The following is a 25297-nucleotide window of genomic DNA, read 5'->3' on the forward strand; positions in this document are numbered from 1 at the left end:
ATAATTATAGGTCAATAAAATCATGTTTAACCCAAACCATACAAAAGTATGAAAATATCTGCTTTTAATACAGGTATGCCAAAATTGTGGCTGCCTAAAAAGTTTTTATTAGTTATGAAAATAACTACGTTTTTTATTATAGTCGCCATTATGCAGGTCAGCGCCACGACCTATGCACAAAAGATAAATCTTTCTGAAAATAATGTGTCTTTAAAAAAGTTGTTTAAAGAGATCAAGAAACAGAGCGGTTATAATTTTTTGTATACTGAAGGTATGCTCAAAGACGCCAAACCCGTCAATATTCATGTAAATGACGGTACTATAGGGCAGGCACTCGACCAAGCTTTTTCAGATCAGCGGCTAACTTATACCATTACCAATAATACGGTAGTGATAAAAGAAAAGGATAAAATACAGGTTGTTACCATTGTTCCGATTACGGTGAGTGGTACGGTTACCGACGAAAAGGGAGAACCTATGCCTGGTGTTACGATAACGATCGAGGAAACAGGTAAATCAGTGTTTACTGATAATAGCGGACATTACAATATAACCGCTGATAGCAAACAAACATTACTGTTTTCTTTTATCGGCTATAAAAAAGGCAGAGTGCCTATCAATAATACCCAGCTTATCAATATAACCATGGAACCCTCATTAAAGGATCTGAGTGAGGTAGTTGTGGTAGGTTACGGTACGCAAAAAAAAGTAAATCTGACAGGGGCAATTGCGAGTGTTGGAAGCGAAAAATTAGATAGCCGCCCGATTGTAAATCTTGGTGATGGGCTAAACGGTCTTATTCCCAATTTGAATGTCAACGTCAATAACGGACAACCCGGAACCGGATCAAGCTTTAATATCAGAGGTTATACAACCATTGGCGCAAATTCGAGCTCAGCGCCATTGGTGCTGGTTGATGGAGTGCAGCGTGATCCTAACCTGATTGATCCGAATGATGTGGCAAACGTTACGGTGTTAAAGGATGCTGCATCAGCTGCTATTTACGGCGGCCGTGCGGCGTATGGAGTTATCCTGATCACCACCAAGAATGGTAAAAAAGGAGCAATGCAGGTAAGCTACTCGGGTTCATATACTACATCAAGACCCACCAAAATGCCATCTTATATTAACTCACAGGAATATATTGATATTTTTAACAGCGCACAAAGAACAGGAGCAAAAAGCGGCGGATATACCTCAAGTGAGCCATTTACAACGCAGGATTCAACCATGATCTCGGCCTATTTCAAAGATCCTGCTCATAACCCGTCGGCATACGTAGATCCGGGTAACCCGTTGCGGTACAGGTACGTAGGTAATACCGATTGGATCAAAGTACTTTACCCTGGTTGGGCCCCGCAACAGCAGCATTATCTGTCAGTTTCGGGTGGCGAGGGAAAAACAACCTACTCCGCCAACATGGGGTATTTTACACAGGATGGTTTAGAGAAAGTGGCCAATCAGGTGTACAAAAGATATACGCCAACCTTAAAGGTAAATTCAGATGTCACCAAATGGCTTACATTCAATTTGAATATGTCCATGACGCATACAGATAATAACCAAAGCGCTTACACAAATCAATCCAACCAGGGAGGCGCCTGGATTCCCACTGATCTTCGTCCGTTAATGCCGGTTTATAACCCGGATGGTCATTATTCAGGACAGGGGAATTACACCAACCCGGTAGCTGTAATCGCGCAGAACGGCAGGGACATTGAGTCGCAAAATGATTTCTGGACAACCGGTCGTGTTATTTTAAAACCTGTTGATCACTTGACCATAACGTCTGATTATACCTGGAACAGCTTTACCGCTTTTGACAGATTGCAGCTTATCCCATTTAATGAATATGGCGTTGATGGCGCTTTCCTGAACGTGTTTCCTCATACTAACCCGTCAAGAGTATCCGAATACAGGCATAATGATAACTATAATGCCTTTAATGCCTATACTACCTACGAAAATACATTTAATGCAAAACACTATTTTAAAGCACTGGCGGGTTATAATCAGGAATATTTTCACTATGTACTAAGCAATGCTACTGCCAGAAACCTCATAGACCCTACCTTACCGGCTATAGGAACCAATAACGACCCAAAACCCGTTGTAGGCGGAACAGAAACCCAATCGGCGCTGATCGGTTCCTTTTTTCGATTGAATTATATTTATGATAAAAGGTATTTATTAGAAGTGAACGGCAGATATGATGGTACTTCCCGTTTCCCGGCCGATCACCGCTATGCATTTTCACCATCGGTGTCAATGGGCTGGAACATTGCTGAAGAATCTTTTATGCAGGGATCTAAAAATATAATTAATGAGTTAAAATTAAGGGCTTCTTACGGGCAATTGCCAAATCAACAGATACAGATCCAATCGGGGAACATATCATCCGGAGCACAATATCCTTATATCGCTACACAGGGAGCCGGTACGGTAGATTATTTATTCAATAATCAGCCGGGCGTAACGGTTGGCACCCCCGGGCTAATAAGTAATAATCTTACCTGGGAAAAGGTACAAACCAAAAATATCGGGCTTGATTATGCCATGTTGAATGACAGGCTAAGTGGTAGTTTTGATTATTTTATAACCGACACTAAAAATATGCTGGTTAACGGACAGCCCTTACCAGCTGTTTTAGGAACCGGCGCCCCATTAAAGAATGCCGCCAACCTGCGTACCAAAGGCTGGGAATTAAGCGTAAGCTGGAAAGATCGCATGTTTAACAATCAGTTGTTTTATAATGTAACGCTTGGCCTGTCTGATGCTTCAAGCACTATCACCAAGTATGATCTTAATCCTAATCTTAGTATTGATGATGATACATATTATTCTGGGAAAAAAATAGGCAATATATGGGGATTTGTAACTGAAGGCTTTTATAAAACAGATGCGGAAGCGGCAAAGGTTGATAATTCGGCCATAGCAGGTTATACCTGGCTTGCCGGGGATATAAAATATGCCGACCTGAACCATGATGGAAAAATAAGCAGGGGCAGTAGCACACTTACCGATCCGGGTGACCAAAAAATCATTGGTAACAATACACCTCGGTACCGGTTTAGTTTTAATTTGAACCTGACTTACAAAAACTTTGATTTTACATCATTTATTCAGGGGGTATTAAAAGCCGATTTTGCACCAACTGATTATGTATTCTACGCATTTCAGGGGAATGAATGGAACCTGCCTTATAAGTACGCTACAGATTACTGGACGCCTCAAAACACCAATGCATATTTCGCGCGCCCCCGGTTTAATGGTTCCGGAAATCAACTGACACAAACAAAGTATTTGCAAAGTGCAGCTTATGCCAGGATCAAACAATTAACATTAGGCTATACACTTCCCAATCAACTGCTAAGCAAGTTAAGCATTAAAAAGCTAAGGGTGTATGTAACCGGTGCTAATCTTTTCACTATCACCTCCCTTTTTAAAGGGTATGATCCTGAAATTGCTACCAATGGCCAAATCAATGGTAACAATATTTTTCAAACATATCCTATAAACAAGTCAGTTTCTTTTGGCTTGCAGGCTACTTTATAAAAATATTAAAAAATATAATCATTAATAAAATGAAAACTAAACACATTATATACATGATATTTTTTGCATTGATAGCTTTTGCTTCATGCAAAAAGGATAGCTTTCTTAACCGCAGTCCGCTGAGCGATATCAGTCCGCAAAATTTCTTTAAAAACGAGAGCGACCTGCAGGTATATTGCAATCAGTATTATTCAGGTCCAAATTTGCCTGTACAAAACTTTGTGAACCAGGACGATGATTCTGATGATAAAGCCAATTTATCAATGAACTCTTTTTTGGCGGGCACTTATACCGTTCCAACAACAGGAGGTCAATGGGATTTTGGCTTTATACGTACTTGTAATTTTTTCCTGGCCAATTATTCAAGGGCAACTATAGGCGATGATATAAAAAATATATACGTTGGCGAAACACTGTTTTTCAGGGCAAATGATTTCTGGAAAAAGGTGAAAACTTTTGGTGATGTACCCTATGTAAACAAATATATTACCGATACCTCAAAAAGTGTTTTGTATGGTACCCGGATGCCGCACAAACAAGTAATGGACTCGGTACTGAAGGATCTTAACTTTGCTGTTGCGCACCTGCCGGTTGAAGCTGCCGACGGGCGCCTGAATAAATACTGTGCACTTGCCCTAAAAGCCCGTGTTTGTTTATGGGAAGGAACTTACCGCAAGTATTTTGGAGTAGGTGATGAGGCCACTTATTTACAACAGGCTACTGACGCGGCCGAGCAGATCATGAACTCAGGTCAGTTTGATATTTATAGCACCGGAAAACCGCAAACCGACTATTATAACCTGTTTATACAGGATGAGTTAAAAGGTAATCCCGAAGCTATTATGCCTATGCGGTACCTTACAACGGTATTAACAAATAATTTCGACAGGCAATTGGGCGAAGCAGGCGATGGTTACAGTAAGGACTTTGCACGGTCGTTCTTATGTACGGATGGGAAGCCAACCTCTCTTAGTCCATTATACAAAGGGGATAATACACCTGATGATGAAGCCACAAACCGCGACCCACGCTATAAACAACAGATAGCAACAAGAGGGTTCGACTTTTTGAATGGCGATCTTATAACGCTGCCACGTATCGGTACTTCGGTTACTTCAACTGGTTATCAGCCTATCAAAGGTCGTTCATCAAGTTTGGCTGCGTGGAATGCCAGTCAGTCAACATTTGATGTGTTTATTTTTAGGTATGCCGAAACATTGCTGATAGAAGCCGAAGCGAAAGCTGAATTGGGCCTATGCACCCAAACAGTATTAGATAACACTATCAATAAGCTGCGCGACAGGGTGGGTATGCCGCACATGGTCATTGCTACGCTGGTTAAGGACCCTAGATCTGATTTTCCTGCTTTGCCGGTATTGATAGATGAAATAAGGAGGGAAAGACGTATTGAATTAGGAGCTGAAGGTTTCCGTTTTGATGACCTGCACAGGTGGCACGCAGGTACACTCATCAACAATCCCGAAACAGTTTTAGGCATGAAACTTACACCGGCACTAAGGGCACAATATCCGGCGGATCAGGTGGGCAGTATAGTGGTTGATGCCAATAATTATATAAGGGTGTACCCAGGTTTTACACGTACCTGGAGCGATAAATTATACTTATATCCTTTACCTATACAGGAGCTAACGCTAAATCCCAATTTGAAACAAAACCCAGGCTGGTAATACCAACCGCTGGTTACGAGTAAAGTTAAATCTGTTTAACCCCAGCCTTACCCGTTTTAAGGTAAGGCTGGGGTTATTGAACAAGCCAATTGAAAAACTTTAACCTGATCGGAAAGCGAATCCAGCTTACATGAATGGATTTGTTAAGACCGGTGGCATCAGATCAATATTTACTTTCAAGAACCCCAATGGTTTATGTTATACCAGTACCCTCGTACAGATAATATAAACAAGCGCCATTCAATTATTAACATCATTTATTCCAATGGATTTTAAAAAAATACTGACGTTTTGTTTTGTTTTAATCGGCTTAAATAGAACTTATAGCCAAACGCCTGATTGGGAGAATGAACAGGTTTTTGGTATTAATAAAGAGGTTACACATGTAACTTACATTCCTTATGCCAGTGCGCGGCAGGCTTTAAGAAACATTCCCGAAGTATCGCCCTGGTATTTGAGCCTGGATGGACAATGGAAATTTAATTGGGTAAAACAGCCATCAGAACGGCCAATAAATTTTTATCAGCAGAGTTTTGATGATACTGCCTGGAAAACCATCCCGGTACCCTGTAATATGGAGATGCAAGGTTACGGAACGCCCATCTATACCAATATTACCTATCCGTTTAAAACAAACCCACCCAAAGTGATGAACCCTGCACCGGCCGATTGGACGGTAAGCAAAGAACCTAACCCGGTAGGATCATACCGACGCAATTTTGATATACCCGCCAATTGGGATGGGAGGCAGATATTTGTGCATTTTAACGGCGTACAAAGCGCCTTTTACATTTGGGTAAATGGGCAAAAAGTGGGTTACAGCCAAAACAGTATGAGCCCTGCCGAATTTGACATCACCAAATACGTAAAACCTGGTAAAAATCTGATCGCGGTTGAGGTGTATAAATACAGTGATGGCAGCTATCTCGAAGATCAGGATATGTTCCGCTTCAGCGGGATATTCAGGAGCGTATTTGTGTATGCTGTGCCAAAACTGCACCTCCGCGATTATTTTATGCTGTCGGATTTATCGGCGGATTTTACTTCGGCTAAATTTTCAGTAAAAGCGGCACTACACAACTACGGGAAAAAGGCTGCCGCGGGCAGCCTGGAGATGGCCATTTACCAACCCGATGGTACATTATTAAACGGATCGGCCTTTATTATGCAGGATATTGCCGCCATCAATGCCGGCGCCGAAAAAAGCTATCAATTGCAAGGCCGGATAAATAATCCTATGCTTTGGTCTGCCGAAGAGCCAAACCTGTATAAAGTAGTATTTACTCTTAAGAATAAAAGTGGGGCGATACAAGAAGTATTGTCATCGGATTTTGGTTTCCGTAAAGTGGAGATCAAGGATAGCCGCTTGTTTGTAAATGGTAAACCCATATTGCTTAAAGGCGTAAACCGGCACGAAGTACACCCCAAATATGGCAAAACCGTACCTATGGCTACCATGATCCGCGATATTGAATTGATGAAGCAATATAACATCAACACGGTACGTACCTGTCATTATCCGGACGATCCTGCATGGTACAAGCTTTGTGATGAATATGGTTTATATGTTATCGACGAAGCTAATCTCGAAACTCACGGAATGGGCGATGAGCTTACTAAAAACCCCAAATGGAAACCGGCTTATGTTGATCGTGAAGTACGCCTGGTAGAACGGGATAAAAATCATCCTTCTGTAATCATTTGGTCAATGGGGAATGAATCATGGGGAGGAGAGAATTTTGTTGCCGGCCGGGCAGCTATATTGGCACTTGACCGATCACGCCCCATTCATTACGAAGGTCAGAATGATCTGGCTGATATTGAATCGAGCATGTACCCTTCGATAAGCGATTTGACTAAGGAAGGGGAAAAAGAATCGCCCAAGCCCTTTTTTATGTGTGAATATGCTCATGCTATGGGCAATGCCATCGGCGATCTTAAAGAGTACTGGGATGCCATCGAATCGCACAAACGTTTAATAGGCGGCTGCATTTGGGAATGGGTAGACCAAGGGGTAAATAAAACCATCCCAGGGGATACATCTGGAAAAACCTTTTTTGCCTATGGCGGCGATTTTGATGATAAACCCACCGATAGTACCTTCAGTATCAAAGGGTTGATCACATCAGACAGGCAGATAAAACCCGAAATAGAAGAGGTAAAAAAGATATACCAGTATGTAAACATCAAAGCCGAAAACCTGTTGCAGGGCAAGGTGAGTATTACTAATAAATACGCCTTTATCAATTTAAATAAGTTTGACCTCACCTGGACATTGACCGAAGATGGCAAAGTGGTTCAAACAGGCACCCTGCCGGCTTTAAATCTTCCGGGAGGACAAACAGCGGTAATTGATATTCCGTATCAAAAGCCATCTCTGCTTGCAGGTGCGCAATATTGGCTAACCGTCTCTTTTAAGCTTCAGGAGGATAATTTATGGGCTAAGCAAGGGCATATAGTAGCATGGCAGCAAATGGCTATGCCTTTTGAACAGACGGTAGCTCCGGTAATCAATGCAGCTTCGCTGCCGGCCTTAATACTAACTAACAACGCTCAAAATTTAAACATTAAAGGCAAGGCCTTTGAATTAGCATTTGATAAGCAAACAGGAACGATATCTACCCTCACTTACGGTGATAAAACTATTATAAGTAAGGCTCAAAACGGCCCTGCGTTTAACCTCTATCGTGCCCGGATGGATAATGATCGCGCAAAGGAACGCGGCCCATATATTGAATGGATGAAAGCAGGCTATGACAGTTTGCGATATTCCCTGAAAAGTTTCGGATTAGATAAAACCGATGATAAGCGGGTGCAAATTACCACTGTTACCGATGCGGTAACGCGATCAGGGTTTAAGGTAACAACTACAATAACTTATACTGTTTATGGCAATGGGTTTATAAATGTAGAAGCGAAGTTTAACCCCGGTAAAAATGATCTGGATATTCCGCGCCTGGGTTTGCGGATGTTTTTAAATGAAGGTCTGGAACAGGTGGAGTGGTATGGCCGCGGCCCACATGAAAATTATTCGGACCGCAAAGAGTCGGCTGATTTTGGACAATATCAAAAGACGGTAACTGAAATGACAGAACCCTACGAACGGCCACAAGGGATGGGCAACCGCGAGGATGTACACTGGCTTAAGATAACTGATAATGAAAATACCGGTGTAGAGATAGTTGCCAATGGTAAGCTGAATTTTACCACACTGCACTACACAGATCAGGATTTAGCTAAAGCTGAACATTTATACCAGTTAAGACCACGTAAAGAAACCGTATTAAGCCTGGATTATAAACAGTTGGGCATAGGCAATGCCAGTTGTGGCCCTATATCACTGCCGCAATATTATATACCGGCCGACCCCGCAAACATTTCTTTTAGTATCAGGCCTTATACGCCAATTGAAGGCACTGCTGATGAATATGCGAGGAGTACAATAAAATGATAAAAACACATTTAATTCAATTTTCTTAATTATCAATCCATATGAAATTTAAACAAGTAATTACTGAAATAAAAAAAAGGTTTGGCTTAATTGCAATAGCCTGTATTTTAATACCTGCAGCAGTTAATGCACAAACAGCCCCGGCTCCTGTTGGCCCTGTACCCAATGCCAGGCAAATTGAATGGTATCATCGTGAGATCATCGCTTTCTTTCATTTCGGGATGAATACGTTTGCCAATGTTAACGAAGGCGACGGTACTGCAAGCCCTCAACTATTTAACCCTACAGCATTAAACTGTAACCAGTGGACGAGCGTACTTAAAGGTGCCGGAATTACGACGGCCATTTTTGTTGCCAAGCATGCTGATGGTTTTTGCAACTGGCCTACCGCACATACCAATTATTCAGTAAAAAATAGCCCCTGGAAAGGTGGTAAGGGTGATGTTGTAAGGGAATTTACCGATGCCTGTAAGGCCGCGGGGATAAAAGCGGCAATATATTTGGGCCCTCATGACAGGCACGATTCAAGATATGGAACACCCGATTATAGCGACTATTATGCAAATCAATTATCGGAACTACTACGAAACTATGGCCCTATATGGGAAATATGGTGGGATGGGGCAGGTGCAGATCAAATTACATCAACTTTTTATGATCGCTGGGCCGATACCGTACGCAAATTGCAACCCAACTGTGTTGTTTTTGGGACAAAAAACTCATACCGCTACGCCGACTGTCGCTGGATGGGCAATGAATCGGGCTTATCAGGAGATCCATGCTGGTCAACCATTAATCCGGTTTCTATCCGGGAGGAGGCAGCGCATATTACGCAACTAAACCACGGTGAAATTGATGGCTCGGCGTATGTACCCGCAGAGGTGGATGTATCCATTCGCCCAAGCTGGTTTTATCATGAAGAGGAAGATGCGCATGTTAAAAGCGTTGCTGCTTTATGGGACCTTTATTTCAACTCCGTTGGCCGCAACAGTGTGCTGTTATTAAATTTCCCGCCTGATAAACGAGGGCTGATCTCTGCCATTGATTCGGTAAGAGCCGATAGCTTGCACCGTTTAATCAATAGTACATTTAAAAACAACCTTGCAGCTGGCGCCGTTATCAAGTCGCTTCATCAGCGCGGCGGTAATTATAAACCGGGCAATATGGTTGATAATAGTGAGAGTACTTATTATGCTACAAGTGATAATGCAGCTACAGATACCATAACTTTCAGCCTTAGCAAAAAAAAGACATTTGATGTGCTGATGTTACAGGAGGTTATTGAATTAGGTCACCGTACAACAGGCTGGTCTGTGGATTATTCCTCTGACGGAAAAAACTGGACTCCTATTCCGGAGGCAACAGGGAAACAGTCCATAGGTTATAAATGGCTTATAAAATTTAAACCGGTAACAGCATCAAAAGTCAGGTTACGAATCACATCAGGCAAGGCATGTTTAGCAATCCATACTTTTGGTATTTATAAGCAGCCTTCCTTACTATGAAGTCTTTGTCAGCGCGAACATCCAATATTCGTTAATTAGTTCGTTTTTCAATCGAATTCTTTTCTCAATTTGAAAAAAAGAAAAAAACCTCTCTACATCGTTGTAAAGAGGTTTTTAAATAATTGCAGCAAAGTTCGGTATTACCTAACTTTTTCTGTACTCAGAGCGGGAATCGAACCCGCACTCCGTTTACGGGAACAGGATTTTAAGTCCTGCGTGTCTACCAGTTCCACCATCTGAGCCGGCGTTTGCCAATTTAAAAATAAAGCCCCTCTTTTTGAAGGAAGGGCTTTGAGCGAAAGACGAGATTCGAACTCGCGACCCCGACCTTGGCAAGGTCGTGCTCTACCAACTGAGCTACTTTCGCGTTGGGAGTGCAAATATAGGCAGAAAAGCATATTCTGCAAGCAGAAAAATTAATTCGTTCATAAGGACTATATAATTATCCCTTATTTAGACTGATTTAAAATAATATTGTTTAGAATCGTTTTAAATAATAATTTAGCGGCGAATTAACCCAACACACTATGATTAAAAAAATTACCTATTGTATAGCCTTGGTTTTTCTGTCAGCATCTGCAGTATTTGCACAAAACGGGAGCATTACAGGTTCCGTAAAAACAGCAGATGGGCAACCTGCCGAATTGGTTGGTATAAGCGTTAAAGGTACTGCTAAGGGGGCGCTTACCAACAAAGGCGGTAACTACCAGATTAAAAACATCACGCCCGGTTCATACACTATTGTAGCTTCCTTCATTGGGCTCGGCAAGCAGGAGCAATCAGTTGACGTGAAGCCTGGTGAAACCAAAACGGTAAATTTTGTGATGAAAGAAAACTCCGCGCAATTGCAGGAGGTTATCGTATCTACCAAAAAATCAAAAAAGATAAACACCTTTGTGGCCAAAATGCCACTTAAAAACCTGGAGAACCCACAGGTATACAACTCGGTATCTTCAGAAATAATAAAGCAGCAAGGGATTACCAGCTATGACGACGCATTGCGGAATGTTCCCGGAATTAACAGGACCTGGGAATCAACCGGCAGGGCAGGTGATGGCGGTTCTTATTTCGCGCTGCGTGGTTTTGATGCGCAGCCATCCCTCATTAATGGTTTACCCGGCTTAACCAGCGGTAACCTTGATCTGGCCGATGTAGAGGAGATACAGGTTATAAAAGGCCCATCAGCTACTTTGTTTGGCGCCAGCTTTTATGGTTACGGCGGTGTTATAAACACCATTACCAAAAAACCTTATTTTGATTTTGGCGGAGAGGTTGCCTATACCGTAGGCAGCTATGGCTTAAACAGGGTAACTGCCGATATTAACACGCCTTTAAGTAAAAAGCAAAAGATAGCATTACGGCTTAATACAGCCTATCAAACTGAAAATAGCTTTCAAAATGCAGGTTTTAAGAAGTCATTTTTCATAGCACCGGCTATAACTTACGAGGTTAACGATAAACTGTCATTCCAGGTTTTGGCGGAGGTGCTGAAAGAAAAACGGGCAGTTAACCCCATTTTCTTTCATTCCGACAGGGTGAATCCATTGCTTTATAAAAACGTTGAGGAGCTCAATCTTAATTACAGGGAGTCATTCATGAGTAATGACCTGCCAATCAAAAATCCAAGGTTTAATGTGCAGGCGCAAATGCTGTATAAAATGAGCAGTAAATGGAACTCCCAAACCGTATTTTCTGCGGGAACTGTAAAATCAGATGGATATTATACTTATATATGGGATGATGAATATGGCGACAACTATTTTAATCAGTATTTTCATAACGAGCAGCAAAGAACCCGTACCATTGATGTTCAACAAAATTTTAATGGCGATTTCCACATGGGAAAGCTTAGAAACCGTTTACTGGTGGGGCTTGATTATTTTAACCGTAACGTTGCTGATAACGGGTCTGGCTGGGCTTCCGTTCGCCACGTAACACCACAACAGGCAGAAGTGGAATATACGGATACTTCGGGCACAACACCTCCGATACATTTAACAAGATCGTTGGTTGATGATGCATTAGCCGCTACCGAGGGGACTAAAAGTAATATAAGCAATAGTATATATAGCGTTTACGTATCAGATGTTATCAATTTCACACCTGGCTTAATGGCCATGTTAAGTTTAAGAGGCGATCATTTTGTATCAAAAGGAGAAGTTAGCGATCCTACAGATGATTATCACCAAACCGCTTTTTCGCCAAAGCTTGGTCTGGTTTATCAGCCTGTGCTGGATAAGGTATCTATTTTTGCAAACTACATGAATGCCTTCGTCAACATTGCGCCATCGCAGGTATTTGATGACGAAAATAATTTTGTAGGCGTGCAGTCATTTAAACCCGAGCATGCCAACCAGTGGGAGTTTGGTGTGAAAAGCAATTTACTTTCTGATAAGCTAAACGTTACTGTATCTTATTATAACATTAAGGTAAGCGACAGGGTATATAGCACTCAAAATGGCAGCTCGGTTCAGGGTGGAGCTGTGCGGAGCAAAGGTTTTGAGATAGATGCCAATGCTAACCCAGCACCAGGCTTAAACCTGCTTGCCGGCTATAGCCACAACTCAAACAAGGTAGTTGAGGGTGATGCAACCGATTTTTATAATGAGCCGGGCCGTGCGCCGGGTGGCCAGGGTCCGCAGGACCAGGCAAACCTTTGGGCAACTTATAAGTTTGTGAAAGGTGATTTGAAGAACTTTGGTTTAGGGGTAGGAGGCAACTATGCTGGTAAATACCGGGTAATTGATAATAGCCTTACCGGTGTATTTGATTTGCCGAGCTACACCCTGCTCAACGCCAGCGTTTTTTATAATGCCGATAAATACCGGGTTACATTTAACTTAAACAATATCACCGATAAGCATTATTATATTGGTTATTGGTCGGTAAACCCGCAAAAGTTACGCAATTTTGCCCTGAGCTTTGCTTATAAATTTTAACAATAATACTGTACTAAACAAGAAAGCCATTCTGCATAGCGGAATGGCTTTCTTGTTTATGGGAACGTGCTGATATACAAGCCTCTTTGTAACTTCAAAAGCGAACGCCTATCGTTCGTTTTTGATACAATTTGAATCTATAAATTGATATTAAAATTTTGATAGTCAGTTTGTTATAAAATTGGCATTATATTGCTTATGTACTGTTAATTAAATTTTCAACCGCACATAACATATAGCTTTATGATCAGGAACTATATCAAAATTGCCTGGAGAAACCTCATTAAAAATAAGGCTTCTTCGTTAATAAATATTGGCGGGCTTGCCGCCGGAATGGCCGTTGCCATGCTGATTGGTTTATGGATATGGGACGAACTCTCGTTTGACAAGTATCACCAGAATTATGATCGCGTTGCCATGGTGATGCAGCACGAAACTTTTAATGGCTCGGTAAATACGGGGAATACCATTTCCCTGCCTCTTGATGCCGAGTTACGAAAGAGCTATGGCAGCGATTTTAAGCATATAGCCCTCTCGTCATGGGCGGAGAAACACATCTTAACCGTTGGTGAAAAAAATATAAGCTACAAGGGTAATTTTATGGGCGCCGAGGCACCTGAAATATTTTCGCTGAATATGCTGAAGGGGTCCCGCGGCGGTTTAAAGGGGCCTTCCGCATTACTCATCTCCCAATCGGTAGCTAAGGCATTGTTTGGTGACGCCGATCCCATAAACAAAATTGTGAAACTCGATAATAAGGCTTCCTTTAATATCTCGGGTGTTTATGAAGATTTGCCGGGCAATACCAGTTTGCATGAATTAGGTTTTATAGGTCCGTGGGATTATTACATTCACGCTCCGGGCAATGAAAGGTCATTGACCGACTGGGGAGATAATTCCCTGTTGATGTACGTGCAAATTGCCGACCATGCCAACATGTCTGCGCTCTCTCAAAAAATAAAGAATATAAAGCTTAACCATATGAGCCGTGAGGATATTAAATTTAAGCCGCTCATGTTTCTGCAACCCATGAGTAAGTGGCATTTATATTCGGAGTTTAAAAATGGTGTTAATACGGGGGGCGCTATTCAGTATGTTTGGCTGTTTGGTATTATAGGCATATTTGTTTTATTACTGGCCTGCATCAACTTTATGAATTTAAGTACCGCCCGCAGCGAAAAAAGAGCAAAGGAGGTTGGTATACGCAAGGCCGTTGGCTCATTAAGGGGGCAGCTGATCAGTCAGTTCTTTTGTGAGTCTTTGCTTATAGCTGTGCTGGCATTTGGGTTTTCTGTACTGCTGGTACAGCTTGCGCTGCCCTGGTTTAATCATATAGCTAGTAAGCAATTGGCTATTTTGTGGAATAACCCTTTATTCTGGATAATGAGCGTAGGATTTACCTTATTTACCGGGTTGATTGCCGGTAGCTACCCGGCTTTATACCTCTCATCATTTAACCCGGTTAAGGTACTGAAAGGAGCTTTTAAAGCAGGGCCGCTGGCTGCTATTCCGCGCAAGGTGCTGGTGGTAGTTCAGTTCACGGTATCAGTTGTTTTAATTATCGGTACCATCATTGTGTTTAAACAAATACAATTTGCACAAAACCGACCGGTAGGTTACAACCGCGACGGGCTGGTAAATATTGAAGTAACTAACGACGACCTGCACCAGCATTTTGACGCGTTTAGAACAGATTTGCTTAAATCAGGGGCTGTAACTGAGGTAACAGAGGCGTCGAGTCCCACAACTGGAGTATACAATAACAGGGGGGATGTAAACTGGAGGGGAAAAGACCCATCTATGAGCTCTTTTTTTGGCAACATCTATGTAACATCACAATATGGTCAAACAGTGGGCTGGCAGTTTACAGATGGCAGGGATTTTTCGGCAAATTTCCTTTCTGATTCCGCAGCTATAGTACTTAACCAGGCTGCCGTAAAATATATGGGCCTAAAAAACCCGGTTGGCGAAACCGTGACGATTGGTAAACGGAATATGGTGGTAATTGGTGTGGTAAAGGATATGGTGATGGAATCGCCTTATGAACCGGTTAAGCAAACTTTTTTCCGTATTGGCCAGGGACCGTTTGACGATATCATTATCAGGATTAATCCAAACGTGAGCGCTCATGAAGCGCTTAATAAAATAGCTGCTGTTTGTAAGACGTATTCGCCTGCTGTTCCGTTCGCCTATAAATTTGCCGACGATGAGTATGCCAAAAAGTTTGCTACAGAAGAACGTATTGGTAAACTTGCAAGCGGCTTTGCCACACTGGCTATCTTCATTAGCTGCCTGGGGCTGTTTGGTATGGCCTCCTTCATGGCCGAGCAACGCACCAAAGAGATTGGCGTACGTAAGGTGCTTGGTGCAACCGTGTTTGGATTATGGCGCTTAATGTCGCGTGACTTTGTGTTATTGGTAATTATTTCATTGTTTATAGCTATGCCGGTGGCATATTACTTTATGCGTGGCTGGTTACAGCATTATACTTACCGCGCCGAGCTTTCATGGTGGATATTTTCGGTAACGGCAGCAGGCGCTATCCTGATCACCTTACTTACGGTAAGTTATCAGAGTATAAAAGCGGCTTTAATAAACCCGGTAAAAAGCCTCAGGAGCGAGTAGGAGTAATATGTAAAGGGCGATAGTTTTAAACTACCGCCCTTTATGTTTTTAAGAAAGTTTGATATCTACCTTTTTTCCGGTTTTTACTGCTTGGTATATCGCGTCAATAATTTTCAAATCTTTTACAGCCTCTTCACCATCTACCGGTACAACTGGTTTCTTGTTATCAAATATGATACCCGCAAATTCATCCATTTGTACGGTTTGGTGGGTCGTAATAGGTTGAGTAAGTTCACCTTTATGTGTGCGACCTTGTATAGGGCCATAGCCTGTAGAAGGCTGTAATTCCGCAAAGCCTTTGTCACCGTCAAGGAAAAAACGGTCAAGGTTATTCATGTTATAGGTTGACAGGCACGATGCTACCGCACCACTCGGGAAGCCAAACTGGAACTGGATGGTTTCATCAACGCCTTCTTTAAATTTCTCATGATCGGTTTTAGTTTCCTGCGCGGTAACCCATATAGGCTCCTCGCCTGTCATATAACGCGAACCGTTGATGGCATAAATCCCAATATCCATCATAGCTCCACCGCCGGCCAGTTGTTTATTTAACCGCCATTGGGTAGGGTCGCCGATGGTAAAGCCGCATTGCCCCTGAAAAAACATGATCTTGCCAAACTCGCCGGCTTGCCTCATCCGGATAACCTCCAGTGTTTTGGGTTCAAAGTGCATGCGGTAGCCAACCAGCAGTTTTACACCTGCTTTTTTGCAGGCATCAACCATTTCCTGCCCCTGCTGGGCATTTACTGACATTGGTTTTTCGCTGATAGCGTGTTTGCCGGCTTTGGCTACGCGTATTACCTGGTCATGATGCAGGCCATTGGGGGTTATCACATATACCGCGTCAATATCCGGGTTGTTTTTAATGTTATCAAAGTTTTCATAATTGTAGCAGTTCTTCTCGGGGATGCCATATTTGCTTTGCCAGGCTTTAACCTTTGACGGTGTACCACTTATTACACCAACCAGCTTTGCTTTTGTACACGACTGCATGGCTTCTGCAACACGGGTTCCGTAGCTCCCAAGCCCCATAATAGCTACACGCAATACTTTGCCATCATAAGTTTTTTCGTTGTTGGTTGTGTTGTTTGCCCACCCTGCAAGTGGTGCCAGGTGCAGGGCCAGGGCCGACACACCTATTTTCTGTAAAAAGTCCCGACGTGAATTCATAAGTAAGTTTTTTGGTTTTGAATACAATTTACACATTTCTTCAGGAATGCTTAATTTCCGGTGATATTTTTTGTAATTCGCAACTCATGCATTAAACCGAAAACGAACGTCCCCTGTATCAAAACCGAACAATTAAATTGGGTTATTTGTTTATAAGTATTTGATTTTTAATTGTTTAAATATGTGGCATTTTCTTGGCTATTGTAGTGTTAAACACCTTTAATTCATTTAATCAGGCAACATTAAACTATAAAGGCATGTTAAAAACCTACTTTAAAATAGCGTACAGGAATTTAATAAAGCATAAGGCTTATTCCATCATTAATATATCGGGTTTAGCAATAGGCATGGCTGCCAGCATACTGATACTGCTTTGGGTGCAGAATGAATTAAGCTATGATAAATTTCACAAAAATGCCGGCCAGATTTACCGCGTTACCGCTGATGCCAGTGGTTTCAAAGCGGCAGTAAACCCGGCGGGTATGCCTGCAGGCCTGAAAGCATTAATGCCCGAAGTAAAAAACACAGTGAGGTTGAGCCACCAGTCTACCATTTTACTTGAGGCAGGTATCCGGAAATTTGAAGAGCGGAACGCGTTTTATGCCGATCCTTCATTTCTTCAGGTATTCTCCTTTCCTCTGGTTAAAGGCGACCGTTCTACAGCGTTAAATCGTGTAGACGGCATTCTGATTACGCAGAATATGGAAAAAAAATATTTCGGCGATGAAAACGCGATTGGTAAGGTGCTGCGTAAAGACAATGGCGATAATGTGGTGGTTACCGGTGTTATGGCCAATATCCCGTCAAACTCTCATCTTCAGTTTGATTTTATTTTACCAATGGCCGCCCTGGTTAAAACCAATAACGATTTAAAGACTGAAACCTGGGGTAATTTTAACTTTTATAGTTACTTGCTGTTAGATAAGAGCTTTATACCAACCCCGGCCGCCTTGTCAAAATTTGGCCGGCGGATGGATGACATATACAAGCCACATCAGCCTGGCTTTAAAATAGCTTTTCAACTGCAGCCGTTAACCAAAATTCACCTTGATCCCGTTTTACAGGTTGATCTGCCCGGGCACGGAAATTCGCAATATGTTACCATATTTTTTATAGTAGCTGTTTTAATATTGATAGTGGCCTGTATAAACTTTATGAATCTGGCTACGGCACGTTCTGCGCGGAGGGCCAGAGAAATTGGCCTGCGTAAGGTAGCGGGTGCTATACGCGGGCAGCTTATTATCCAGTTTCTGGGCGAATCGTTACTTATCTCTTTTTTCGCGTTACTGCTGGCGCTGGTGGTGGTATGGTTGTGCCTTCCGATGTTTAATCATCTGGCCGATAAAAAGCTTGCAATCGACTTTTTAGATGGCAGACTTTGGTTAAGCCTGCTGGGCATAGCGTTGTTAACCGGGCTCATCTCGGGCAGTTATCCGGCACTGTTTCTGTCGGGTTTTAACCCGGTTAAGGTGCTTAAGGGTAATATGAAATCAATGGGCGGTAATTTAATTTTCCGTAACGGGCTGGTGGTTACGCAATTTATTGTTTCCATACTGCTACTTGTTGGTACGGTTACCATTTACAACCAACTTAAGTTTATAAAAAACAGGAACCCCGGCTTTGTGAAAGACAACCTGCTGTATATGCCCATGACCGGCGATATGTGGGGTAAACAGCAGGCCTTGAAAACCGAACTCAAAGCAAATCCGCTTACCAGTAATTTTACAATTATTTCTGACCTACCCACCAACCTCATCAGCGGAACGATAAATATAAACTGGAAAGGAAAGGATCCGCGTTCGCAGGTGGTGATCCCGTCTATAGATGTGAATGAAGATTTTATCAAGGTTTTTCAAATAAAGGTACTGAAGGGGCGTGGGTTTTCAACTTCGTTCACGGCAGATTCAAATAACTTTGTTGTTAATGAAAAGATGCTTGCCGTTATGGGGATGGATGCCAATGCGGCCGTGGGCAAAGCACTGGAATTTCAGGGTAACAAAGGCACCATAATTGGTGTGGTAAAAGATTTTAACTTTAAACCAATACAGCAGGCTATTGAACCACTGGTTTTACGCTTTAACAAATACGGCGGAATTGTAATGGTGCGCACAAATCCGGGAAGTACCGAGCAAACCATTACGGCATTAGAGAAAATAAGCAAGCAACTCAATCCAGCCTATCCGTTTAAGTATGATTTTCTTGACCAGGATCTGGCTAATCTTTATAAAGGAGAGCAGCAAATGGGCAGTATCTTTAATTTATTCGCATGCCTGGCCATCTTTATTTCATGCCTTGGCTTATATGGCCTGTCGGCCTTTATGGCCGAGCAGCGCACCAAAGAGATTGGTGTACGCAAGGTATTAGGGGCCTCGATATTCAACGTTGTTTATTTATTATCGGCAGGTATCACCAGGTTAATAGTAATAGCCATAGTTATTGCTGTGCCGCTTTCATGGTATGCTGTTAACAGTTGGTTGAGTGGGTTCGCTTATCACATTGATGCAGGCTGGGTTGTTTTCCTGGTAGCATCCGTAGCGGCTCTGTTGATTGCCTGGATAACGGTTAGTTATGAATCACTCAAAGCAGCCATTGTTAACCCCATTAAAAGTCTGAGAACCGAATAGTATGATTTAATAATCCTTCAGAGTAGCCACTTTAATCAATTCACAAAAAGCCCTTACGTCAAAGCGTCAGGGCTTCTTTACGAGCAACTCGCACAAATTCTTCAAAATACCAAGTGTAACATTCCAATAAAAGTCAAGATGCTTGCGTATAACTTCGTCTGGGAAATTGCTTAGTGTTAACATAAGCTCGGTCTTACCTTCTGCTGATGATAACACAAACCGGATGGAGGTGTAATTGTTAGGTATATCGGGCAGGTTTGAAAGCGAACTTAAATAATTGTATTGAAAAACCTTTTCGGGTTCAAATTGCTGAATCGTACCCTTGTTTTCAAAGTTTATCCAGTGCAGGCTCCCGCGGAAAATTATCGGGTTTCCAACTTTCCAGTTTGTAATCACCTCCACTTCATCGTCGACTATCCAGCGCTTAATTAATTCGGGATTAGTCAAGGTATCCCATACTTTTGAAGCCGATGCATGAATGGTAACTGTTTTATTTATTTCGGTGTTATTTAAGTACTGCTCTGTCATTTTACCTTATTGTAATTACCGAATGGTAAAAATAAAAATTAGAGCAGGAAATAGTTTAAAAAACTGGATGAGTGTTCAGGTTTTAAAATGTCTGGTTTGGGATTCACTTAGTCTACTTGCCATATTTAGTGATAGAATAATGGCGGATGTAGGGGTAATTTTGATCAACAATAACAAACACTTAACAACTAAAGCAATGAAAAATAGACACATCCTAACCAGTAAAATCATAGCAGGCGCTTTTATCCTGTTATCAGCAACAAGCTTTGCCCAAACTGTTCCGGCTGCTAATGCTCAAACCGCTAATGTTCAGGACTCTAAAGCAATTCGTCCATTCCATGTTAATATTCCTGAAGCCGCATTAACCGACCTGCGCCAACGAATTTTGGCAACACGCTGGGCCGAAAAAGAAACAGTTACAGATCGATCTCAGGGAGCCCAATTGGAAAAAATACAGGCCCTGGTAAAATATTGGGGTAACGGTTATGACTGGCGCAAAGCAGAGGCTAAACTGAATGCATTACCCCAGTTTATAACTAATATTGATGGGCTCGACATTCACTTTATACATGTGCGCTCAAAAAATCCAAAGGCCCTGCCCATTATTATCACTCACGGCTGGCCGGGTTCCATATTTGAAATGCTGAAGATCATCGCACCGCTTACCAACCCCGAAGCTTACGGTGGCCGTGCCGAAGACGCTTTTGATGTGGTTATACCTTCAATGCCGGGCTACGGTTTTTCGGGTAAACCAACAACTACCGGCTGGAATGCCGACCATATCGCCCGTGCCTGGGATGTTTTAATGAAACGCTTGGGGTATAAAACCTATGTATCTCAAGGCGGGGACTGGGGTTCGGTAGTCGCCGACAAGATGGCCGCTCAAAAACCCGCCGGATTGTTAGGTATCCACGTTAACATGCCTGCAACTGTACCTCCAGATATTGCTAAATTATTGGCTAGCGGCAGCCCCGCACCTGCTGGTTTATCGGCTAAAGAGAGGGCCGCTTACGAATCGCTTAACAATTTATATACAAGGGGCGGTGGTTATGCCGGTATTATGGTAACCCGTCCGCAAACTATTGGCTATAGCCTGTCCGATTCGCCTGTGGGTTTAGCTTCATGGTATTATGATAAGTTTGCCGATTGGACCTACAGCGGCGGCGATCCTGAAAAGTCACTTACCAAAGATGAAATGCTTGATGATATTTCACTTTACTGGCTTACCAACACAGCTACATCAGGTGCACAACTTTATTGGGAGAACAATGCCAACAACTTTAACGCTGTAGATATTTCGATACCTGCCGCCATAACAGTTTTCCCTGGCGAAATATACCAGGCGCCTAAAACCTGGGCCGAAAAAAGCTACCACAACCTGATTTACTTTCATGAAGTAAATAAAGGAGGCCACTTTGCACAGTGGGAAGAACCTCAACTTTTTGCCGAAGAACTTAGAGCAGCGTTTAAATCATTACGCTAACCGGTAAAGGTTGATTGAACAAAAAAATGTTCGGACCGGTAAATGTCTGGTTCGGCATTAACATCGTCCACCTGGCATAGTTAGTGATTGCCCCGGGCCCGATTTAGGGGTAATTTTGATCAACAATAACAAACAACAAGTAAAACAATAATAATAAACTTTAAAAAAATGGAAACTAACACAATCGATAATTCACAAGTGAATACAATCAACGTAATCAAACAAACCAATATCAACGAGGTAGAAAAAGTATTATATACTGCCAATGTACATACTACCGGCGGCCGCGAAGGTGCAGCACAAAGCTCAGATGATCGCTTAAATATTAATCTTTCGTCTCCGGGTTCGTCACGTCCGGGTACCAATCCTGAGCAGTTGTTTGCTGCCGGCTGGTCAGCATGTTTCATTGGTGCAATGGGCATTGCAGCAGCCCAACTGAAATTAAGACTACCCGCCGACCTTGCAGTTGATGCAGAAGTAGATTTGGCCAACACTACCGACCAATATTTTCTTCAGGCTCGCTTAAATGTAAGTTTACCCGGTGTAGACAGGGAAGTAGCTAAGTCATTAATTGAAGCTGCACATCAAACTTGTCCATATTCAAAACTGACACATGGTAATATCAACGTTGCTATTAACCTGGTGTAAGTTTAAAACACTTTAACAGAAAAGACCTGCCCGAGATGAACGGGCAGGTCTTTTGTTTGATTAGATATTTATAAACAATTAAGCTCCTCTGCAAATATACAGAGGGGCTTGATTATAAAGTATACGGGGTTATTAAGCTCTTACATATTTACAGCGCTAACAACATTGATTTTTGACAGCGGAAAAAATTTACTGTAATTGTAAGGGGTATAGGTTGATTTACCAGTAAGGCTTCCTGATTCAGCAGGTGGCATGTACATGTTAAATGCTTTTACAAGTTTAACCGGTAAAATAGGATCTGTGATACTCCATTTTTCTCCATAAGGATTTAGTGGCACAACATCGGGCGAAGTTTTAAACGTCCCGGCCTGGCCGACGTGGGGCGAGGTCAAATGCCAGCCGGAGCGTATGTTTGCTTTTAGTGTCAACACTTGTTCTGTACAATTTAATTCGTTTGTGGCATTATAGCTGGTAACGGTTTGGGCATAGGCGCCAAGCGTGCAAAATGATGCTGCTGTAATTAAAAGTAATTTTTTCATGGTTGATCATTAAAAAATTAAACATTTAGCAATGATGAATTATCTCCATCGGTAATGTATCCGCTTTTCTTTTTCTTTTGTACAACGCTGGTCATTTCACAATCCTGTGGATTGGTTTCAAAGGGGGCCCTGGAGAGCAGGGTCATAAAGAATAATGATATAAAACCGATCATTAATCTCCCTGGGATATATTTTGCAAGCTTCATGTTTTTTCTGGGTTGGTTTATTCAAAACTATTACAGAAGTGCATGGTTAGCTAATTAAAAGTAGCCAAGATGGGCATAATTTGAGGTGAGCCAGACCATTCTTGCCGCGAGCTGTTTATATTTGGATATTGTTTACATAAATAATGCATCCGCTTACGCAACACATTCAAAAAATCACCTTAAACCGCGAAATAGGGGACGACGCTATTTTGCCTTTTTTTGAAACAAAAACATTTAAGAAAAAGGACATTTTACAGGAAGAAGACAAACGTTGTTTGTTATATTTTTTTGTGATAAGAGGCTGCCTGCGTTTATTCTTTACAGATCATAATGGTGCAGAACAAACGCTGCAATTTGCATTGGAAAACTGGTGGATGACAGATTTAAACGCTTTCCGGTCGGGGCATAACTCAGCGTATACCATACAGGCGCTGGAGACAACAGAGGTAATGGCTATTACTGCCCGAAACTATGAGGTGATCCTGGCGAGATTTCCGGTTATTGAAAGCTATTTCAGATTGGTGTACGAGCGGGCGTTTGCAGCGTCGTTGCTTCGCGTCCGCATGATTTCAAGAATGCCCAAGGATGAATTTTATGAACTTTTTAAATCCAAATACCCGGAGTTTATACAGCGGCTACCGCAAAAAGTGCTGGCCTCTTTTTTAGGTTTTACACCAGAGTATCTGAGCGAATTGCGGAAAAAACAAAGTAAAAGGAAAAATAATTCATGACCGATCAACTATATCACCATATTCAAAAACTTGTGCCTGGTTTTACCACAGAACAGGAAAAAATAGCGCCGTTTTTCCAAACAAAAACGGTAAAAAAGGAGGAATTGCTCCTGACCGAAAGGGAAATTTGCGACACCATTTACTTTGTTAATAAAGGTTGCCTATACCTGTTTTATGAAGATAATGAAGATAAGCAGGTGATACATTTTGCACTGGAAAATTGGTGGATAACCGACTATAAAACTTTTCCCGATGGAAATCCTGCCGTTTATTCTATTGCTGCAATGGAAGACTCGGAAATTACCTGTATGTCCCGGGAAAACTACGAAACACTTCTGTTGCAATTTCCCTTATTGGCATTGTATTTCAATAAAATTCATGAGCGGGCCTATGGTGCAGCCTTGTATAAACAAAAAACGTTTGCTACCGTATCAAAAAATGATTTCTATCGCTATTTCAGAAGTACTTACCCCGAATTGATCCAAAGAATTCCCGCTCCGATTTTTGCCTCATACATGGGTGTTTCGCTGAGAACTTTGAGGGGCTTTCAGCACGCATATATTTCTTAAACCAGCTTAAGTTTTTCCGGCACCAACCATGGCCATCTTTGTATTATACAATTAACCTTAAATAATATAAGCCATGAAAATAGTTGTTATCGGCGGTACCGGCCTCATAGGTAGCCAGGTAGTAAATCAATTACAAAAAACTGAACACGAGGTAATTGCAGCTTCACCCAATAATGGTGTCAATACGCTCACCGGCGAAGGTTTAGCTGAAGTATTGCAAGGCGCGCATGTAGTGGTAGATGTATCCAACTCACCTTCTTTTGAGGATGTTGCGGTCATGAACTTTTTCAAAACCGCTAACGAACACCTGTTGCCTGCAGAAAAAGCCGCAGGGGTACAGCATCACGTTGCTTTATCAGTAGTAGGTACTCAAAAACTACAGGACAGCGGTTACTTCCGTGCTAAACAAGTTCAGGAAGATATGATCAAGGCTTCGGGGATCCCTTATACCATAGTGCATGCCACACAGTTTTTTGAATTTGCGGGAGGTATTGTTCAAATGGGTATGGTCGATGGGAAAGTTATAGTACCCGCAGCCAACATTCAACCTATTGCGAGCAAAGATGTGGCGTCTTTTATGGCCGAAACAGCATTAGGAAAACCTGCTAATAAAATCCTGGAAATAGGCGGACCCGAAAAATTCGACATGTCGGCATGGGTGAACCAATACTTGCAGGCCACCCACAAAAATTACGAGGTATCAGCTGATGCCAATGCCCTATATTCGGGAGCACTAATTACTGCTGATACTTTAGCGCCAGAAAAAGCGGTTTCCCTGGGCGAAACACTTTACGCGGATTGGATTGCAATACCTGAAAATCAGCGATAGAACACATATAAATTCGCCAGTATGTCCGAAAGTCTTTGACTTCGGACATACTATGTCTATAGTTTCAGACCGCCGGGGAAAATAAGACCCTTGATAATCTACCTCTTAAAATGTCATAAGCATCACGTTATCATGTCGTAATTATACCCTGTTATGCTACATTTGAGCATGTATCTTTGGAATATCACTTTAATTTTAAAACACATC

16 protein-coding genes and 2 tRNA genes are annotated in these 25297 nt (G+C 42.1%); 12 read left to right on the forward strand and 6 right to left on the reverse strand.

Annotation, left to right across the window (positions count from 1 at the left end; all coding sequences use genetic code 11):
• Window positions 1–48 precede the first annotated feature (48 nt).
• From SNE25_RS11335 to SNE25_RS11350, 4 genes are all read left to right on the forward strand, one after another.
• A complete protein-coding gene (locus tag SNE25_RS11335; RefSeq protein WP_321565217.1) occupies window positions 49–3555 on the forward strand; it encodes a TonB-dependent receptor in 3507 nt (1168 codons plus the stop codon).
• A gap of 29 nt (window positions 3556–3584) precedes the next feature.
• Window positions 3585–5243, forward strand: a complete 1659-nt coding sequence (locus tag SNE25_RS11340) for a RagB/SusD family nutrient uptake outer membrane protein (RefSeq protein WP_321565218.1) — start codon at window positions 3585–3587, stop codon at window positions 5241–5243.
• Window positions 5244–5508: 265 nt separating this feature from the next.
• Window positions 5509–8694, forward strand: coding sequence for a glycoside hydrolase family 2 TIM barrel-domain containing protein (locus tag SNE25_RS11345; RefSeq protein WP_321565219.1), 3186 nt, complete (start codon window positions 5509–5511; stop codon window positions 8692–8694).
• A 41-nt stretch (window positions 8695–8735) separates the two neighbouring features.
• Window positions 8736–10199: an alpha-L-fucosidase gene (locus SNE25_RS11350; RefSeq protein WP_321565220.1), complete on the forward strand. Its 1464-nt coding sequence runs from the start codon at window positions 8736–8738 to the stop codon at window positions 10197–10199.
• Between the two features lie 157 nt (window positions 10200–10356).
• Here SNE25_RS11350 and SNE25_RS11355 read toward each other — a convergent pair.
• Both SNE25_RS11355 and SNE25_RS11360 read right to left on the reverse strand, forming a co-directional pair.
• Window positions 10357–10441 (reverse strand) — tRNA-Leu (locus SNE25_RS11355).
• A gap of 52 nt (window positions 10442–10493) precedes the next feature.
• A tRNA-Gly gene (locus SNE25_RS11360) sits at window positions 10494–10566 on the reverse strand.
• Window positions 10567–10726: 160 nt separating this feature from the next.
• On the opposite strand from SNE25_RS11360, the gene SNE25_RS11365 reads away from it, so the two are divergent.
• Window positions 10727–13138, forward strand: a complete 2412-nt coding sequence (locus SNE25_RS11365) for a TonB-dependent receptor (RefSeq protein ID WP_321565221.1) — start codon at window positions 10727–10729, stop codon at window positions 13136–13138.
• A gap of 243 nt (window positions 13139–13381) precedes the next feature.
• Window positions 13382–15763 carry an ABC transporter permease gene (locus SNE25_RS11370; RefSeq protein WP_321565222.1) on the forward strand — a complete coding sequence of 794 codons (2382 nt, stop codon included), beginning with the start codon at window positions 13382–13384 and terminating at the stop codon, window positions 15761–15763.
• 48 nt (window positions 15764–15811) lie between these two features.
• Here SNE25_RS11370 and SNE25_RS11375 read toward each other — a convergent pair whose 3' ends face one another.
• The gene (locus tag SNE25_RS11375; RefSeq protein ID WP_321565223.1) at window positions 15812–16933 is read right to left on the reverse strand and encodes a Gfo/Idh/MocA family protein; all 1122 of its coding nucleotides are present in this window, start codon (window positions 16931–16933) and stop codon (window positions 15812–15814) included.
• Between the two features lie 257 nt (window positions 16934–17190).
• Between SNE25_RS11375 and SNE25_RS11380 the strand changes: the two genes are divergently transcribed.
• Window positions 17191–19557, forward strand: coding sequence for an ABC transporter permease (locus tag SNE25_RS11380; protein WP_321565224.1), 2367 nt, complete (start codon window positions 17191–17193; stop codon window positions 19555–19557).
• Between the two features lie 66 nt (window positions 19558–19623).
• Here SNE25_RS11380 and SNE25_RS11385 read toward each other — a convergent pair whose 3' ends face one another.
• Window positions 19624–20085: an SRPBCC family protein gene (locus tag SNE25_RS11385; RefSeq protein ID WP_321565225.1), complete on the reverse strand. Its 462-nt coding sequence runs from the start codon at window positions 20083–20085 to the stop codon at window positions 19624–19626.
• 196 nt (window positions 20086–20281) lie between these two features.
• Here SNE25_RS11385 and SNE25_RS11390 point away from each other — a divergent pair, with 196 nt between their 5' ends.
• Window positions 20282–21568, forward strand: a complete 1287-nt coding sequence (locus tag SNE25_RS11390; protein WP_321565226.1) for an epoxide hydrolase family protein — start codon at window positions 20282–20284, stop codon at window positions 21566–21568.
• 168 nt (window positions 21569–21736) lie between these two features.
• Complete coding sequence (locus SNE25_RS11395) at window positions 21737–22216, forward strand: organic hydroperoxide resistance protein (RefSeq protein ID WP_321565227.1); 480 nt, start codon at window positions 21737–21739, stop codon at window positions 22214–22216.
• A gap of 140 nt (window positions 22217–22356) precedes the next feature.
• On the opposite strand, the gene SNE25_RS11400 is transcribed toward SNE25_RS11395, so the two are convergent.
• Entirely contained in the window at window positions 22357–22755 is a 399-nt protein-coding gene (locus tag SNE25_RS11400) for a hypothetical protein (protein ID WP_321565228.1), read from the reverse strand.
• 17 nt (window positions 22756–22772) lie between these two features.
• Window positions 22773–22961, reverse strand: a complete 189-nt coding sequence (locus tag SNE25_RS11405) for a hypothetical protein (RefSeq protein WP_321565229.1) — start codon at window positions 22959–22961, stop codon at window positions 22773–22775.
• 143 nt (window positions 22962–23104) lie between these two features.
• Here SNE25_RS11405 and SNE25_RS11410 point away from each other — a divergent pair, with 143 nt between their 5' ends.
• From SNE25_RS11410 to SNE25_RS11420, 3 genes are all read left to right on the forward strand, one after another.
• Window positions 23105–23692, forward strand: coding sequence for a Crp/Fnr family transcriptional regulator (locus SNE25_RS11410; RefSeq protein ID WP_321565230.1), 588 nt, complete (start codon window positions 23105–23107; stop codon window positions 23690–23692).
• Window positions 23689–24261 (forward strand): Crp/Fnr family transcriptional regulator, encoded by a 573-nt coding sequence (locus tag SNE25_RS11415; RefSeq protein WP_321565231.1) that lies wholly within the window; start codon window positions 23689–23691, stop codon window positions 24259–24261. The genes SNE25_RS11410 and SNE25_RS11415 overlap by 4 nt, the downstream gene beginning before the upstream one ends.
• Before the next feature lie 73 nt (window positions 24262–24334).
• A complete protein-coding gene (locus tag SNE25_RS11420; RefSeq protein WP_321565232.1) occupies window positions 24335–25090 on the forward strand; it encodes an SDR family oxidoreductase in 756 nt (251 codons plus the stop codon).
• Window positions 25091–25297 lie beyond the last annotated feature (207 nt).

The sequence above is a fragment of the Mucilaginibacter sabulilitoris genome, from assembly GCF_034262375.1.
GTDB lineage: Bacteria > Bacteroidota > Bacteroidia > Sphingobacteriales > Sphingobacteriaceae > Mucilaginibacter > Mucilaginibacter sabulilitoris.